General features: G+C 62.0%; 13 protein-coding genes. 9 read left to right on the plus strand and 4 right to left on the minus strand.

All coding sequences use genetic code 11. The features are described from left to right. Positions 1 to 68: 68 nt before the first annotated feature. The 4 genes from NKJ81_RS07840 (at position 69) to NKJ81_RS07855 (ending at position 5,178) form a co-directional block, all read left to right on the plus strand. Complete coding sequence (locus NKJ81_RS07840; RefSeq protein WP_352470667.1) at positions 69 to 1,649, plus strand: hypothetical protein; 1,581 nt, start codon at positions 69 to 71, stop codon at positions 1,647 to 1,649. An 84-nt stretch (positions 1,650 to 1,733) separates the two neighbouring features. Further along, the gene (locus tag NKJ81_RS07845; protein WP_352449905.1) at positions 1,734 to 2,756 is read left to right on the plus strand and encodes a phosphatase PAP2 family protein; all 1,023 of its coding nucleotides are present in this window, start codon (positions 1,734 to 1,736) and stop codon (positions 2,754 to 2,756) included. A gap of 9 nt (positions 2,757 to 2,765) precedes the next feature. Continuing rightward, positions 2,766 to 4,310 (plus strand): S8 family peptidase, encoded by a 1,545-nt coding sequence (locus tag NKJ81_RS07850; protein WP_352540106.1) that lies wholly within the window; start codon positions 2,766 to 2,768, stop codon positions 4,308 to 4,310. A 166-nt stretch (positions 4,311 to 4,476) separates the two neighbouring features. Then, the gene (locus tag NKJ81_RS07855) at positions 4,477 to 5,178 is read left to right on the plus strand and encodes an adenylate/guanylate cyclase domain-containing protein (RefSeq protein ID WP_352470669.1); all 702 of its coding nucleotides are present in this window, start codon (positions 4,477 to 4,479) and stop codon (positions 5,176 to 5,178) included. A gap of 135 nt (positions 5,179 to 5,313) precedes the next feature. Here NKJ81_RS07855 and NKJ81_RS07860 read toward each other — a convergent pair whose 3' ends face one another. Next, positions 5,314 to 6,240, minus strand: coding sequence for a DnaJ C-terminal domain-containing protein (locus tag NKJ81_RS07860; protein WP_352540107.1), 927 nt, complete (start codon positions 6,238 to 6,240; stop codon positions 5,314 to 5,316). A 100-nt stretch (positions 6,241 to 6,340) separates the two neighbouring features. Next, positions 6,341 to 6,802: an RT0821/Lpp0805 family surface protein gene (locus NKJ81_RS07865; RefSeq protein ID WP_352470671.1), complete on the minus strand. Its 462-nt coding sequence runs from the start codon at positions 6,800 to 6,802 to the stop codon at positions 6,341 to 6,343. A gap of 39 nt (positions 6,803 to 6,841) precedes the next feature. Between NKJ81_RS07865 and pdxH the strand changes: the two genes are divergently transcribed. Both pdxH and NKJ81_RS07875 read left to right on the plus strand, forming a co-directional pair. Continuing rightward, on the plus strand, positions 6,842 to 7,459 hold the full coding sequence (gene pdxH, locus NKJ81_RS07870) for a pyridoxamine 5'-phosphate oxidase (protein ID WP_352540108.1): 618 nt from the start codon (positions 6,842 to 6,844) through the stop codon (positions 7,457 to 7,459). Between the two features lie 257 nt (positions 7,460 to 7,716). After that, positions 7,717 to 8,001, plus strand: a complete 285-nt coding sequence (locus NKJ81_RS07875) for a hypothetical protein (protein ID WP_352470673.1) — start codon at positions 7,717 to 7,719, stop codon at positions 7,999 to 8,001. Positions 8,002 to 8,073: 72 nt separating this feature from the next. On the opposite strand, the gene NKJ81_RS07880 is transcribed toward NKJ81_RS07875, so the two are convergent. Both NKJ81_RS07880 and NKJ81_RS07885 read right to left on the minus strand, forming a co-directional pair. Further along, complete coding sequence (locus tag NKJ81_RS07880; protein WP_352540109.1) at positions 8,074 to 8,826, minus strand: crotonase/enoyl-CoA hydratase family protein; 753 nt, start codon at positions 8,824 to 8,826, stop codon at positions 8,074 to 8,076. 50 nt (positions 8,827 to 8,876) lie between these two features. Further along, on the minus strand, positions 8,877 to 10,640 hold the full coding sequence (locus tag NKJ81_RS07885) for an acyl-CoA dehydrogenase family protein (protein WP_352540110.1): 1,764 nt from the start codon (positions 10,638 to 10,640) through the stop codon (positions 8,877 to 8,879). Positions 10,641 to 10,763: 123 nt separating this feature from the next. Between NKJ81_RS07885 and NKJ81_RS07890 the strand changes: the two genes are divergently transcribed. From NKJ81_RS07890 to NKJ81_RS07900, 3 genes are all read left to right on the plus strand, one after another. After that, positions 10,764 to 11,144: a type II toxin-antitoxin system TacA family antitoxin gene (locus tag NKJ81_RS07890; protein ID WP_352540111.1), complete on the plus strand. Its 381-nt coding sequence runs from the start codon at positions 10,764 to 10,766 to the stop codon at positions 11,142 to 11,144. After that, the gene (locus NKJ81_RS07895; protein ID WP_352470677.1) at positions 11,141 to 11,644 is read left to right on the plus strand and encodes a GNAT family N-acetyltransferase; all 504 of its coding nucleotides are present in this window, start codon (positions 11,141 to 11,143) and stop codon (positions 11,642 to 11,644) included. Before NKJ81_RS07890 ends, NKJ81_RS07895 begins: the two co-directional genes overlap by 4 nt. Positions 11,645 to 11,782: 138 nt before the next feature. Beyond that, entirely contained in the window at positions 11,783 to 12,940 is a 1,158-nt protein-coding gene (locus NKJ81_RS07900; protein WP_502904275.1) for a glycoside hydrolase family 25 protein, read from the plus strand. Positions 12,941 to 12,943: the final 3 nt, after the last annotated feature.

The raw sequence follows: 12,943 nt of genomic DNA on the forward strand, positions 1-12,943 counted from the left end.
TCGCGATTGAGAGCGCGGATGGCGCGGACGTCACGCCGCATGGCAGACGGTCTAAGGCGCTCTTGGCCATGCTCGCCCTGGCACCCAACGGTACGCGGAGCCGAAAATGGCTGCAAAGCAAGCTCTGGAGCACTCGCGGCGAGGAGCAGGGTGCAGCAAGCTTGCGGCAGGAGCTGTCCGAGGTTCGGAAGTCGCTCCGCAGCGCCGGCATTGATCTAATCTCGACCGATCGTGATGTGGTTCGACTCGACGTCGCTTCGATCGGCATCGATTTGAACGATCCACCCGAAGGCTCTGCCACGCGTGATCTGCTTGAGGGCCTCGATATTCGCGATCCAGAGTTCGAGGATTGGCTTCGTGAGCAAAGAAGCCAATGGCCCCGGCCTCGCACAGTGCCAGCAAACGTCTCTCCTGTTGCCGCGGCAGATCAGTTGTCCGGACAGCGAAGCGCCTCACTTCTGAATTCGTCGCGGCTATGCTTGGGCCTGGTTCGCGATGCCAGGTGGACGGAGGGCTCCGCTAACAGGGCCGTCAGCGACCTTGTCCTGGATCTGGTGGTTCGATCGATCCTGAATTTCGAAGTGGTCGACGTCGTGGATTTTCAAGCGCAGGGACCGCTGACCCAAGCGCCTGACACAGCGCTACCAGACTGGCTGTTGCAAACCAGGGCAACGGTGGTGGGCGACAGAGTGGGCCTGACATTTGCATTAATTGCGCCCGGTGACAGCCGGCTCTTGTGGTCGCATACGGATTTTCTCGAGCCGGCCGACCTGACTGGCCCGGCGAGCCTGAAGCTGATGTCGTTGGTCAATCAGATCGTGTTTTCGATCCTCGAATTCGTTCTCGATCCTAAGTCCATTCGCGACGAGCCCCGACACCGGGCGTCTCGGCTTGCATTGACAGCGCTGCGACAGGTATTCCGCATGCGCGATACGGACCTGGATTCGGCGGAGCGCATGCTCGCCGAAGCATATGAGCTCGACCCGCGTAGCACGTATCTGGCGTGGCAGCTGTTTGTGTTTGTCACCCGCTTTGGCGAGAGACGGGTCGGCCGCTCGGGCACCTTTCACGATCAGGTTCGGGAATGCGCCAGTCGCGCCGTCGAAGTGGCCCCCTTCAATCCTATCACCCTGGCGTTGGCCGCTCATGCCCATTCGTTCGTCTTTCGTGAATACGCACAGGCACTGGAACTCGCCGATCGAGCGATAGCCGCTAACCCGCTACAAGCCATTTGCTGGGACATGCGCGCCTTGACGCTCGGCTATCTCGGCGAAGTGAAGCGTGGCTATGAGGATGCGATGCGCGCACGTGCACTGGGCGGGCCTCCCCTGTATCGTTACTGCATCGATACCACGTGCTGCATCTTGGCAACTCTGAACGGGCGCTTCGAGGAGGGGATACGTCACGGCGAGCGTGTCCTTGCGCAGCAACCCACATACCTACCCGCTTTGAGATACTCGGCTGCCTGCCACGGGCATTTGGGGCAGACTGTGGAGGCAGTTCGAACTATCGAACGCTTGCGCGCCTGGGAGCCGGATTTCTCGCTCGAGCTGCTTTCGGAGGAGAATTATCCAATTGCAGGCGTACTCGGAGTTTCGGTTATCAAGAGCGGGTTGTCGCGGATAACGCTGCCAAGGTACGCACCCTAGCGCTGCGCACCGCAGGCGTTACGTCGAGGCTCCGACCACCAGTTGGCGCGGATCAAATTTAGAAGCTTTAGTTGAGGGGTGGACATGATGTCGACAATTGATCTTAATAACAAGTTGTTTAGCGCCCGATTCTTAGTAAGTGGATCGGCCATAAGGCAATATCCGCTGATATTGGGTGACGCAAGTCCTGAAAAATCTCTTGAGGAATACATCAAAAATAGAGGCGGCGAAAAACTGCATCCTTTCGCGTCTATGATGACCAAGAGCAGCGTTCTGTCGATTCAAGAAGAGCAGATCGTGATAACGATTTCTGATGACCCTGTGGAGGGTGCCATGCGCCTTTCGCCAGCCTTCCTGGCGGGGCCGAGCGCAGGTCGAGGTCGAGGCAGGGGCAGAGGGCGCGGACGAGGACGGGGACGCGGCAGGGGGCAAACGGCTTTCGAAACTGGCGAGGAGGCTTTGCCGGCGTGGCACGACAAGCGTGCCTTGCACAGGATCGGACTAAGCGTCGCCAACAAATATCTCGGTGCGATCTGGGAGGACATTCTTATCGATCCCCCGCCCGGACCTTCAGAGAGCCTCAGGGAGACAGAAGCGCTTATCGATCTGCAGAAGAGGAGGGAAGGTGACCCGCTGCGGCGCGAGGAGATCGTCCGCCAGGCATCGTTCGGGATTTTGGACTACACGGCGCCGCTCGGAATAGACACTCTCGCGGGCTTCGAGGGGACATGCGCATTGATCGTTGCGATCCTCGAACTCACGGAGGAGATCGGGCTCAACTACAAAGATCGATTCAATCGGCCACGGCCCAACATCATTGAGCCGAGGCTGCGGCCGGCGCTTCCGGTTCCCTCGCACGCTTCCTACCCGTCCAACCATTCATTTCAGTCATTTGCAGTGGCGAACGTTCTGCAACGGATGCTGCCCGAGCACGCCGGCGTAACCGCGGTTTATGAGCGCGCCCGCCGGGTGGCCGAGAACAGGGAATGGGCCGGGCTGCACTACGCCAGCGACACCGATGCCGGCGAGGAACTGGCTGCGCGCATTTCTCCGTACTTGGTGGACGCGATGGATGAAACGATCCGACGCGCCCAGAGCGAATGGTAGGTGGGTGCCATGATGGACGACATCAAGAAGGGCGAAGGCCATCTTTGTTATGACTGGTATCACTACCTGTGGCACCTGATCGCAATCGGCGCCTTACGCGATCGTCCGCGCATCCCTGAAGCGCGGTTGCCGCACGAGGCCGCATACCTGCTGGAGGCCGACGCCTGGGATTTGTTGGGTACTGACAAGCCCGGTTACGGCGAGGTCATTGCCCAGATCGATACGGGAGTGAACTCAAGCCATCCCAATCTCGAGCCTCGTATCCTTTCTGCGGTCAGCTTCGCCGCTCACCCTTTCGGGTTGAGTTACGTCACACCCAGGCAGCAACCGCTCGTCTTGCGAGGGCCGGAAAAAAAGCAGAGCAAGAGCTTTGTGGGCGACGATACCTGGGCGTGGGCGGCAAGCCTGATCAAATCGAGGAACAATGCGCAGGAAGTCGAGGTTCAGAAATCGCTGCTTCGAGCACTGAAAGATGGGCGCGGCGTAATTCAGGAGACTGCTGAGACCTCGCGTACGCGCTACTCAGCGCACGGGACCGCCTGCGCTGGGCTGATGGTCGGCGCCCCTGCGGCCCCGCCCACGAAGTTGAGGCAATTTAGCAACGGTGAAGGCGCAATACCTTATTGGGGGGTCGCCCCAGGCGCTGAACTCCTGCCGATCGAGATTTCAGCACGGCCCGACGCAGCGCAGCTCATTCTGGCGTTCCTCTATGCCCGCGACCAGAAGGTTTCAGTCATACACTTTCCCCGGGAAGTACCCGATCCATGGCGAGCGCACCGTTCCTATCCTGGATATGGCGACAGCAGATATACTTCGGTCGAACAGGCAAAGCCAATTTGGGATTATTTCGAGACGCTTTTCGAGGCGATCAGCGAGGAAATCCCCATCATCTGCGCAGCCGGCAACGATGGCTACGACCATCTGATTTACCCGGCGAGCAAGGCCGGCGAAAGCAATGGCGTGGTTGCGGTGGCGGCCGCCACTTATCGGGCGAGACGTTCAGCATATTCCAACTACAGCGGCGATCCGACCGACAATTCCGTCACCATTTCCGCGCCGTCCGACGACCAGGAGGTGTGTACACGCTGCCAAATACGACTGGACCGTGAGTCGCTGCGTTCACGTGACCACAATTTCGAGATCTACGAGAAGCTCCCCCAGGTTGAATACGCGCCGCAGGGCGTGCTCACCACGGACATCCCGGGCCACCACGGCTATTCCGGCGGACAGCTGGAAGGGATCCAGCCACCGCGCGTCGAAAGCAGAGACCGCGCCGGGCTCTACACAGTATTTGGCGGAACATCTGCAGCCTCGGCCATCGTCGCGGGAGCAGCCGCTTTGTTGCAGTCGAAACATCGCTCCGCCGGTAGGCCGCTCAACGGCATAGAGGTTAAGGCGAAGATGACCCAGTCAGGCGCAAAGGAGGTTTCATGGCCTTGGCTTGAAGCTGACGTTCCGATTCTACCGGACAGCCCTAATTGCGAGAGAAGGGTGCCTTCGTTCGATCAGCAGTTTGGAGCGGGGCTGCTTGACCTCCGTAAGTTGCTGAGCTGAGGGTCCCGCCGAATTTTGACTAAAAGGTCGGCTGCAAGCCGCCAAAGCCGGGCCCGAATGGATTTCTGACGTAATTCTGACGTGCCCGCCACGGCGGGCTTACGATCCGCCTACGCCGTCCAGTCATATTCGAGCGACATTTGAACCGCTCGGGGGCCGGACTCCAATGCATCCGATCACTGCCTATACGAATCCACAGACTGACCGCGTGCTCCCGTCATTCGGCATGGGTGAAACGAAATTCCAGCGCGCCATCGCCACGATCATGTTTACCGACGTGGAGGACTCGACCGGCTTGGCGAGCGCGCTTGGCCTGATCGAAACCACGCGGTTCATGATCGAGCACTTCACGTTGACCCGCCAGGTCGTGGTGGCCAATGGGGGGATCGTTCAAAACTTTACAGGCGACGGCGTGCTAGCTCTCTGGCTGGGGAGCGAAATGACGTCCAGCGAAACGGCGCTAAAGGCGCTGGCCGCCGTCGCGGAACTGGTACCGGAAATCTCGCTCGGCAACGCTTGGAAGCGTTCAATGGGCTCCCTGTCGCGCCGCATCAGGATCGGCTTACACTCCGGCGAGGTGATGTTCGTCAACGATCGCCAGCGGGATTTCTCTTTTCTGGTCGGCTCGGAGGTAAATTTCGCCCGCCACGTCGAGCAGGCTGGCAAGAGGGAGAATGGCGCAGGCGTCGATGCGCTGGTGATGGTCAGCGGTGCGACCCTCCACCTTGCTGGCCTGGCGACTGCATCGATCGACCCCTACAAGCTTGTGCGGCTAACCCCCGCCGAACTGGCTCATCGCCAGTCGGTCGACTGGCGTCGACCGTGTTCGCGAAGCGGAACTATGGCGGGTGCAAATGTCGGCCTTTGAGGCGTTAGCTGACGTTGAACCTACTTCGGCCAAATAGCGGCTCCTGGCGCTGGTTGCTCGTTTCCTGTCAATAACCGACGCGGCATGAAACCACTCACGCCCGCTTACGACGTCAAGCGCCAGCCTTTTCGACCGTCAGCCCTTTCGCCTGCGCATCAGTGCCTCGAGCTCGGCGTCGCCGCCTTCCGGCAGCATCAGCCGCACGTGCGCGTAGAGGTCGCCGTGACCGCCGGCCTTTTCCGGCAGGCCCCTGCCCTTCAGCCGCAGAACCTTGTCCGAGCTCGACCAAGGGGGAACGTTGACCGCAATCCTGCCGGTCGGGGTTTCGACCGCCACCTTGGCGCCATGCACCGCATCGGCCAGTTCCACCGGCAGGTCGACATGCAGGTCGCGGCCCTCGACGCGGTAGCGCGGGTGCCGGCGGAAACGGATTTTAACCAGCGCATCGCCCGGCTGCCCCGGTCCTTGCTCACCCTGGCCTTTCAACCGGATGGTCTGGCCGTCCTCGACATAGGCCGGCAACTTGACCGCCATCTTGCGGCCGTCGGGGAACATCGCCGTCACTTTCTCGGCGGTTGCGGCCTCCTCGATGGTGACGTCCAGCGTCACGTTGAGGTCGGCTGCGGTCGGCATCCGGCGGCCGGCGCCCATGCCGGAACCGCGCTGCTGGCTGAAAGCATCGCCGAAGATCTGGCTGAAGATGTCGCTGTTGCCGTCGAACGGGTCACCACCGGGACGGCCCGTGCGGAATTCGAAATGCGCGCCGCCCGGCCCTTGCTGCCGGCGGAAACCGGCGAAAGGATCGGCGCCGCCGGCCGCACTCTCGAAACCCTGAAACCGCGGTTTGCCTTCGGCGTCGATCTCACCGCGATCGAAAGCCGCCCGGTTCTTCTCGTCGCCGACGATCTCGTAAGCCTGATTGGCGGCGGCAAAACGCTCCTTTGCCTTGGGATCCGGATTCTGGTCCGGATGATACTTCTTGGCGAGCTTCCGGTACGCCGATTTTATGTCCTTGGCCGATGCGTTCTTGGCAACGCCCAGCACCTCATAGGGGTCGCGCATGCTTACTGCCCTGGAGAAGGAGTGGTTCCATGATCGCCTCCTATATGCGCTTGCATAGGAAGAAATTCCAGTGGCTTACCGCTATATAGCCGGCGGAAAATCAGAGCGCCTTGAAGTCCTGCATTCGCCAGGCGCTGCCGCCGGCCAGGCATACTTCGCCTTTGAACAGCGCGACGCCGTCGAAGCTCTCGCGCGACGCGGTGAAGCGACGGCATGTCTCACCGTTAGCCCTGAATTCTGCGAGCTCGGTGATGGAGCCGCGCGAGCCGGTGTCGGCATTCGCCCAGGGAATGGCCTGCCCGGCCAGTTGCTCGACGTCGGCGGAGGACACGGCGTTGCGGATCGTAGCCTGGTCGGAAGCGCGGTCCTGATCGAGCGGCGTGACTGAGGCCGGCGTGCTCGAGGTCAGTATCGAGCGGTCCACCTCCGCCTGCTCCAGGCTGAAGCCGCCCCCGCCACAGGCGGCAAGCGGCAGGATGATTGTCACGATCATGGCTTTGGCGCTGGCCGAAGCGATAACGCTCCATTGCCCACTGTCAAAAGCTTGCGCGATACGCGACAATCGGCAATCTCCCCAGCCGGCGACAAATTTGGGAAAACTATGAGCGAAACCGGGTTAACAAGCGGTGACTTTGCCGAGGCGGCGGAGCCGTTCCGGCTTTTTGCGGCGTGGCTCGACGACGCTACGAAGAGCGAGATCAACGACCCCAACAGCGTGGCGCTGGCGACGGTCGATGCCGAGGGCATGCCGAATGTCCGCATGGTGCTGCTCAAGGGGTTCGATGAGGGTGGCTTTGTCTTCTACACGAATTTCGAGAGCGCCAAGGGCCGCGAGATCCTTGGCAGCATGAAAGCAGCGATGTGCTTCCACTGGAAATCTCTGCGCCGGCAGGTGCGGGCGCGGGGGCCGGTGGAGATTGTCACCGACGCCGAAGCCGATGCCTATTATGCGACGCGTCCGCGCGGCAGCCGCATCGGCGCCTGGGCCTCCAAGCAGTCGCGGCCGCTGGAAAGCCGCTTCGCGCTGGAAAAGGCGGTTGCCGAATATACGGCGCGCCACGCGATCGGCGAGATCCCGCGGCCAAAACACTGGTCGGGCTTTCGCATCGTGCCGCAGAGCATCGAGTTCTGGCACGACCGTCCGTTCCGGCTGCACGACCGTGTCGTGTTTTCGCGCAACGCCGAGGGCGGCTGGGACAAAATGAGGCTTTATCCGTAGGGCACGACGGTGGAGCGCCGATCTCCCCCTTGTGGGCCCTTGTGGGGCAGATCGGCAGCTTCCGCACCGGCGCCCATTTTTTCAGCCCTTCTTCCTGGTCATGAAGGCGGCCAAGGCCGGGCCGCTTCTGCCGGATTTCCAATTCCCACGATCACGATCTCGTGTGCGTGAAACGTTCCAACTTGCCGGAACGAACCAGGAAAGGGCTCAACGCGCCGCTGGCGCAAATTCAGGAGGAAACAATGCATTCACTCAGGTTGGTCACGCTGGCCGGTCTTGCCTGCCTTTTCGCTTCGCAAGCCTTTGCGGAGGACGCGATGGGGACAATGACGGTGATGAAGGGTGGGGAGGTCATGGCGATCATGCCCGATGGGCATATGGGCACCATGATGCCCGACGCGAAGATGAGCGCCGAAATGATGAAAATGGCGAAACCGATCAAGCATTGCATGATGTTGATGACCGACGCCAAAGGCAAGACGTTCATGATCGACACGTCTTCGGCAAAGGCCCAGGCCGAATGTAAAAAAATGGCGATGTGACAAAGAGATCATGGCAAGAAAACCCGCCGGTTGCTGCCGGCGGGTCCACGATGCGAGACAAGGCCAGAAGGTCTAGGCCTTCTTCCTGGTCATGAAGGCCGTCAAGGCTGCGCGGGCCTCGTCGGATTTGAGCCGCTCGCGGAAATGCTGGCTTTCCTGGCCGATGCGCTCGACAAGGGCGTCGCGCGAGCCGCGCATCAGGTCGCGCGCGATCTTCAGCGCTTGCGGCGGTTTGGCAGCGATCTGGCCCGCCGCCGCCAATACCGATGCTTCGAGTGCCTCTTCCTCGACCACCTCGTAGATCAGCCCAGCGGCCTTCGCCCGCTCGGCCGAAAAGCCCTCGCCGAGGCCAAGCAGCGCGAAGGCGCCTTGGCGGCCGAGGATCTGCGGCGCGAGCAGGCTCGAACCGGCCTCCGGCACAAGGCCGAGATCGACGAAGGGCGTCCGGAATAGTGTGCGCGGCGTGGCGAAGGTCAGGTCGCAATGCAGGTTGAGCGTGGTGCCGATACCGACCGCAATGCCGTCGACGCCGGAAACCATCGGCTTTTCCACCTTGGCCAGCGCCCTCAGGAAATCCCAGACCTCGGAACCGCCTTCGCCGCCCGAGGCGACGACCATGAAATCGGCAAGGTCGTTACCGGACGAGAAGGCACCGGGCACGCCGAGAAAGACATGAACGCGGATCGCCGGATCGGCGTCGCCGCCGGCAAGAGCCGCCGACATCGTCGCGTACATGGCGCGGGTCAGGGCGTTCTTCTTGTCCGGACGGTTGATGCGGATGATCTGGATGGCGCCCTGGCGTTCGACGAGGATGTGGTCTGTCACGGATTGGTCCTTTGTGAATTTCGGGCCATGAATATCGGCGCGTGCGAACGTCAGGCTGAAATCAGCGCCTTGCCGGCAACGGCAAGGCTGTCGGCGCCGCCGATGATGCGCTCCTTCAGCGCGCCCACTTCGCCAAGCAGGTTCTCGGCGAAGAACCGGCAAAGCGCGATACGGTTTTGGTCGGCAAGCCCGCCGCGCGCCAGATAGGCCCCGCCCGCGGCAAGCGAGATCAGCGTGAGATAGGGTGTGGCGCCGGCCAGCGCCTCGTCCGAACGGCCTTCGGCCTGCAGGTCTTGCAGCAAACGGGTTGCCTGGGAGAGCTCGTCGAGCGCCTGGTCGAGGCGATCGGCGGTCCGGCCGAAGCCTTCAAGGTTCGACGCTCGCACCGCATCGGCGACGGCCTTGAGTTCGGCGATGTAGCCATGCACATGCCGGCCGCCGCCGAGCGGCAGCTTGCGTGTCACCAGATCGATCGCCTGGATGCCATTGGTGCCTTCGTAAATGGGCGCGATGCGCGCGTCGCGATAAAGTGCTGCGGCCCCTGTCTCCTCGATGAACCCCATGCCGCCATGCACCTGCAGCCCAAGCGAGGCGACCTCGACGCCGACGTCGGTCGAAAAGGCCTTGGCCAGCGGCGTCAACAGATTGGCGCGTTCCTGCCAGTGCTTTGCATCTTCGCTCTGCGACGCAAGATCGATGGCGTGGGCGCAGGAATAGCAGATGGCACGGGCAATCTGGGTCAGCGCCTTCATGGTCAGAAGACTGCGCTGGATGTCGGGGTGATGCACGATCGGCGCCATGCCGGCACCGCGATAGCTCGCCGCCTTGCCTTGGCGGCGATCGTTTGCATAGGCGAGCGCCTTCTGCGTCGCCGCCTCGGCGACCGCGACACCCTGAATGCCGACGGCAAGGCGCGCATTATTCATCATGGTGAACATGCAGGCGAGGCCCTTGTTCTCCCCGCCGACCAGCCAGCCGATCGCGCCGGGCGCGGTGCCTTCGAAGCCATCGCCATAAATCATCGTGCAGGTCGGCGAAGCGTGGATGCCCAGTTTGTGCTCCAGCCCGGAGCAGAAGACGTCGTTGCGTGCGCCCAGCGCGCCATCGTCTCCGACCAGGAATTTCGGCACCAGGAACAACGACAGGCCGCGCGTGCCGGCCGGCGCGTCCGGCAGCCGCGCCAGCACCATATGGATGATGTTGTCGGTGAAATCGTGCTCGCCATAGGTGATGAATATCTTTTGCCCGAAGATGCGGTAGGTGCCGTCGCCGGCCGGCTCGGCGCGGGTTCGCAAGGCATTCAGGTCCGAGCCTGCCTGCGGCTCGGTCAGGTTCATGGTGCCCATCCATTCGCCGGAGACCAGCTTTTCCAGATATTTGGCCTTGAGTGCCTGCGAGCCATGCTTGTCGAGTGCTTCGACCGCGGCCATGGTCAGCGTCGGGGCGATGCCGAACGCCATCGAGGCGGAGTTCCACATTTCGAGCGCGGCGACGCCGAGCATGGCCGGCAGCGCCTGGCCGCCATACGCTTCAGGCGCGGACAGCGCATTCCAGCCGCCGCCGATCCAGCGGTGATAAAGTTCCTTCCAGCCGGGCGGGGTGGTGACGGCAGCGCCGTCGAGCACCGCGCCTTGCTGGTCGCCGATCTTGTAGAGCGGCGCCACCTCCTCACTGGCGAAGCGGCCGGCCTCGGCCAGAATGGCGTCGACGAGGTCCTCGCCGAGTTCGCCAAAGATGCCGGTATCGAGCGCCGGCTTCAAGCCGGCGACATGCTTCAGGGTGAAGGCGATCTCCTCGACCGGTGCCCGATACATGGCGCTCGCTCCTCCTCTGTCCGGCTCTCCTCAGTCCGGCAGGTCAACTCAAGATCCGTGCCGACGCTCCCCGTCCACCTTCGTTTTACGTAAACGTCAAACTTTGTCACGCGGATTTTGCAGTTGCTGGCTCGTCTGCAAAATTATTTAGAGTCGGACGACGCACTTGATTTGTACGGCTATTTCCCGTACAAGGCAGCATCAGGGGTGACGATAATGCCAAACCAACAGACCCGCACCGCCCGTCTCGAAGCCCGTATTTCGCCGGATATGCTGGACGTTGTGAAACGTGCCGCCGAAATCCAGGGCCGCAGCGTCAGCGACTTCGTGGTCGCCGCCGCTCAAGAGGCGGCGCAGCGCACTATCGAGAACACCACCATCATGCGTATCTCCATCGAAGATCAGCGCGCCATGATGGAGGCGATTCTCAATCCGCCCGAGCCTAATGAGGCACTGCGCAAAGCTGCCGACGCCCACAAACGGCTGGTCGTCGAAACCCGGTGACTTTCGCCGTCATTATCGAACCGCTCGGCGGATCGCATGATCGCAAGGCGTTCAGCTGCGGGGTACCGGCGCTCGACCGCTACATTCGGGAGCAAGCCAGCCAGGATGTCAAACGCCGAGTCGGCAATTGCTTCGTTGCCGTGGATCGCGATGGCGGCGCGATCGCCGGATATTACACTTTGGCGGCGTCGAGCATACCAATCGCGTCCTTGCCTGACGAACAGACAAAACATCTGCCACGCTACCCGGTTCTGCCCGCGATATTGGTCGGCAGGCTGGCCGTCGATGCCCGATACCAGCGGCGGCGGGTCGGGTCGGCGCTGATCGTGGATGCGCTACGATGTAGCGTTAGCGCTGCCCCAGCAGCCTTCGCGTTGATTGTCGATGCCAAGGATGACCAGGCGGTCGCGTATTATCGCAGGCATGGCTTCACCTCGTTTCAGAGCCGCCCGCTATCACTGTTCCTGCCCATAGCAACAGCGTTGAAGCTATTTGGCTGACAATCGCAACCATCGCTTTGCTCTTGAGGAGCACCAAGGATCGCTTCTCCAGCGCTCCAACTCGCCCACTCGGCACCCGAAGCATTTCCTTAACCATGGCGGTTCAGGATTTGGCTTTGGCCAGCAAGGATCTGCTGTTTGAAAACGCCGGCGCGCCCCCTTGTCCGCTCAGCGCTTCTCCTTGTCGCGGCCGCGATGACCCTGATGCTGACGCCGGCAAAGGCCTCGGATTTCTCCGAACCGTGGAAGGATGCCGACCGGGCGCTGGTCGTCGACGCCTACGAATACAATTCCATCGACTGGACCAGGCTTGCCACCGACAAGCGTCTTGTCGGCTTCATCAACAAGGCATCCGACGGAATGCCGCCACCCTATTTCTGTTTCGGCGACGAGACCGAGACGCGGCTGTGCAAGACGCTCTGGAAACGCCATGCGATGGCACAGGAACTGTTCCAGACGCGCAAGGTTGTGGCCAAGGCGCTTGGCTTGAAATGGGGCGCCTATCACCTCGCCCGCCCCGGCAACCCGGTCGGCCAGGCCAATCATTTCATCGAGTTCGCCGAACCCGGGCCGGACGACCTGCTTGCCCTCGACATCGAGGACGACGACCCGACGCAGTGGATGTCGCTGGACGACGCCGAAGAATTCGTCCGCCAGGTGCATCGGCGGCTCGGCCGCTTTCCGGTGCTCTACACCAATGGAACGACCGCCCGGCACATCGCCGACAACAGATACAAATACCAGCTGCTGTCGCGGCTGCCGCTGTGGTATGCGCGCTACAAGCCCGACATCGACGTGCATTTTCCGATGGGCAACTGGCAGGGTTATGCGCTCTGGCAGTTTTCGGCGCGAGCAAATTGCGGCCGGTTCCGCTGCCCTTACAGGGTCGCGGGCACACCCAACGATATCGACGTCAGCGTCGCGCCGATGAACGCCACGGAATTGCGCGCGCAGTGGCCGTTCGGCGGCCTGATCGACGTGCAGCCGGATTATCTCACCTCGATACCGGTGCCGCTCTCACGCGAGGCGGGGCTCGCCGGCGGCACCATCACTTACGCCAGCGTGACGCCAGCAAGCTTCGAGGAGATGGTCGCGGTATTCAGGGCGCGCCTGGCCAGGTTCAGCAGCGGCTTTCAAATGCCTGCGGCGAAAGCGGCGCCGGGCCTTCCGCGCGGGATTGCCGAATATGTCGCCTGGACGCGAAACGAAAAGCGTGCGGCATCGGTGCCAGGATTTGTCTCCACCGCCGATGCGGTCAGCAGCGTCTCGACCGAATTCGACCACGGCTTGCGCTGAGGC

Origin of the sequence: Mesorhizobium sp. M0018, assembly GCF_040323955.1 — a bacterium.
GTDB lineage: Bacteria > Pseudomonadota > Alphaproteobacteria > Rhizobiales > Rhizobiaceae > Mesorhizobium.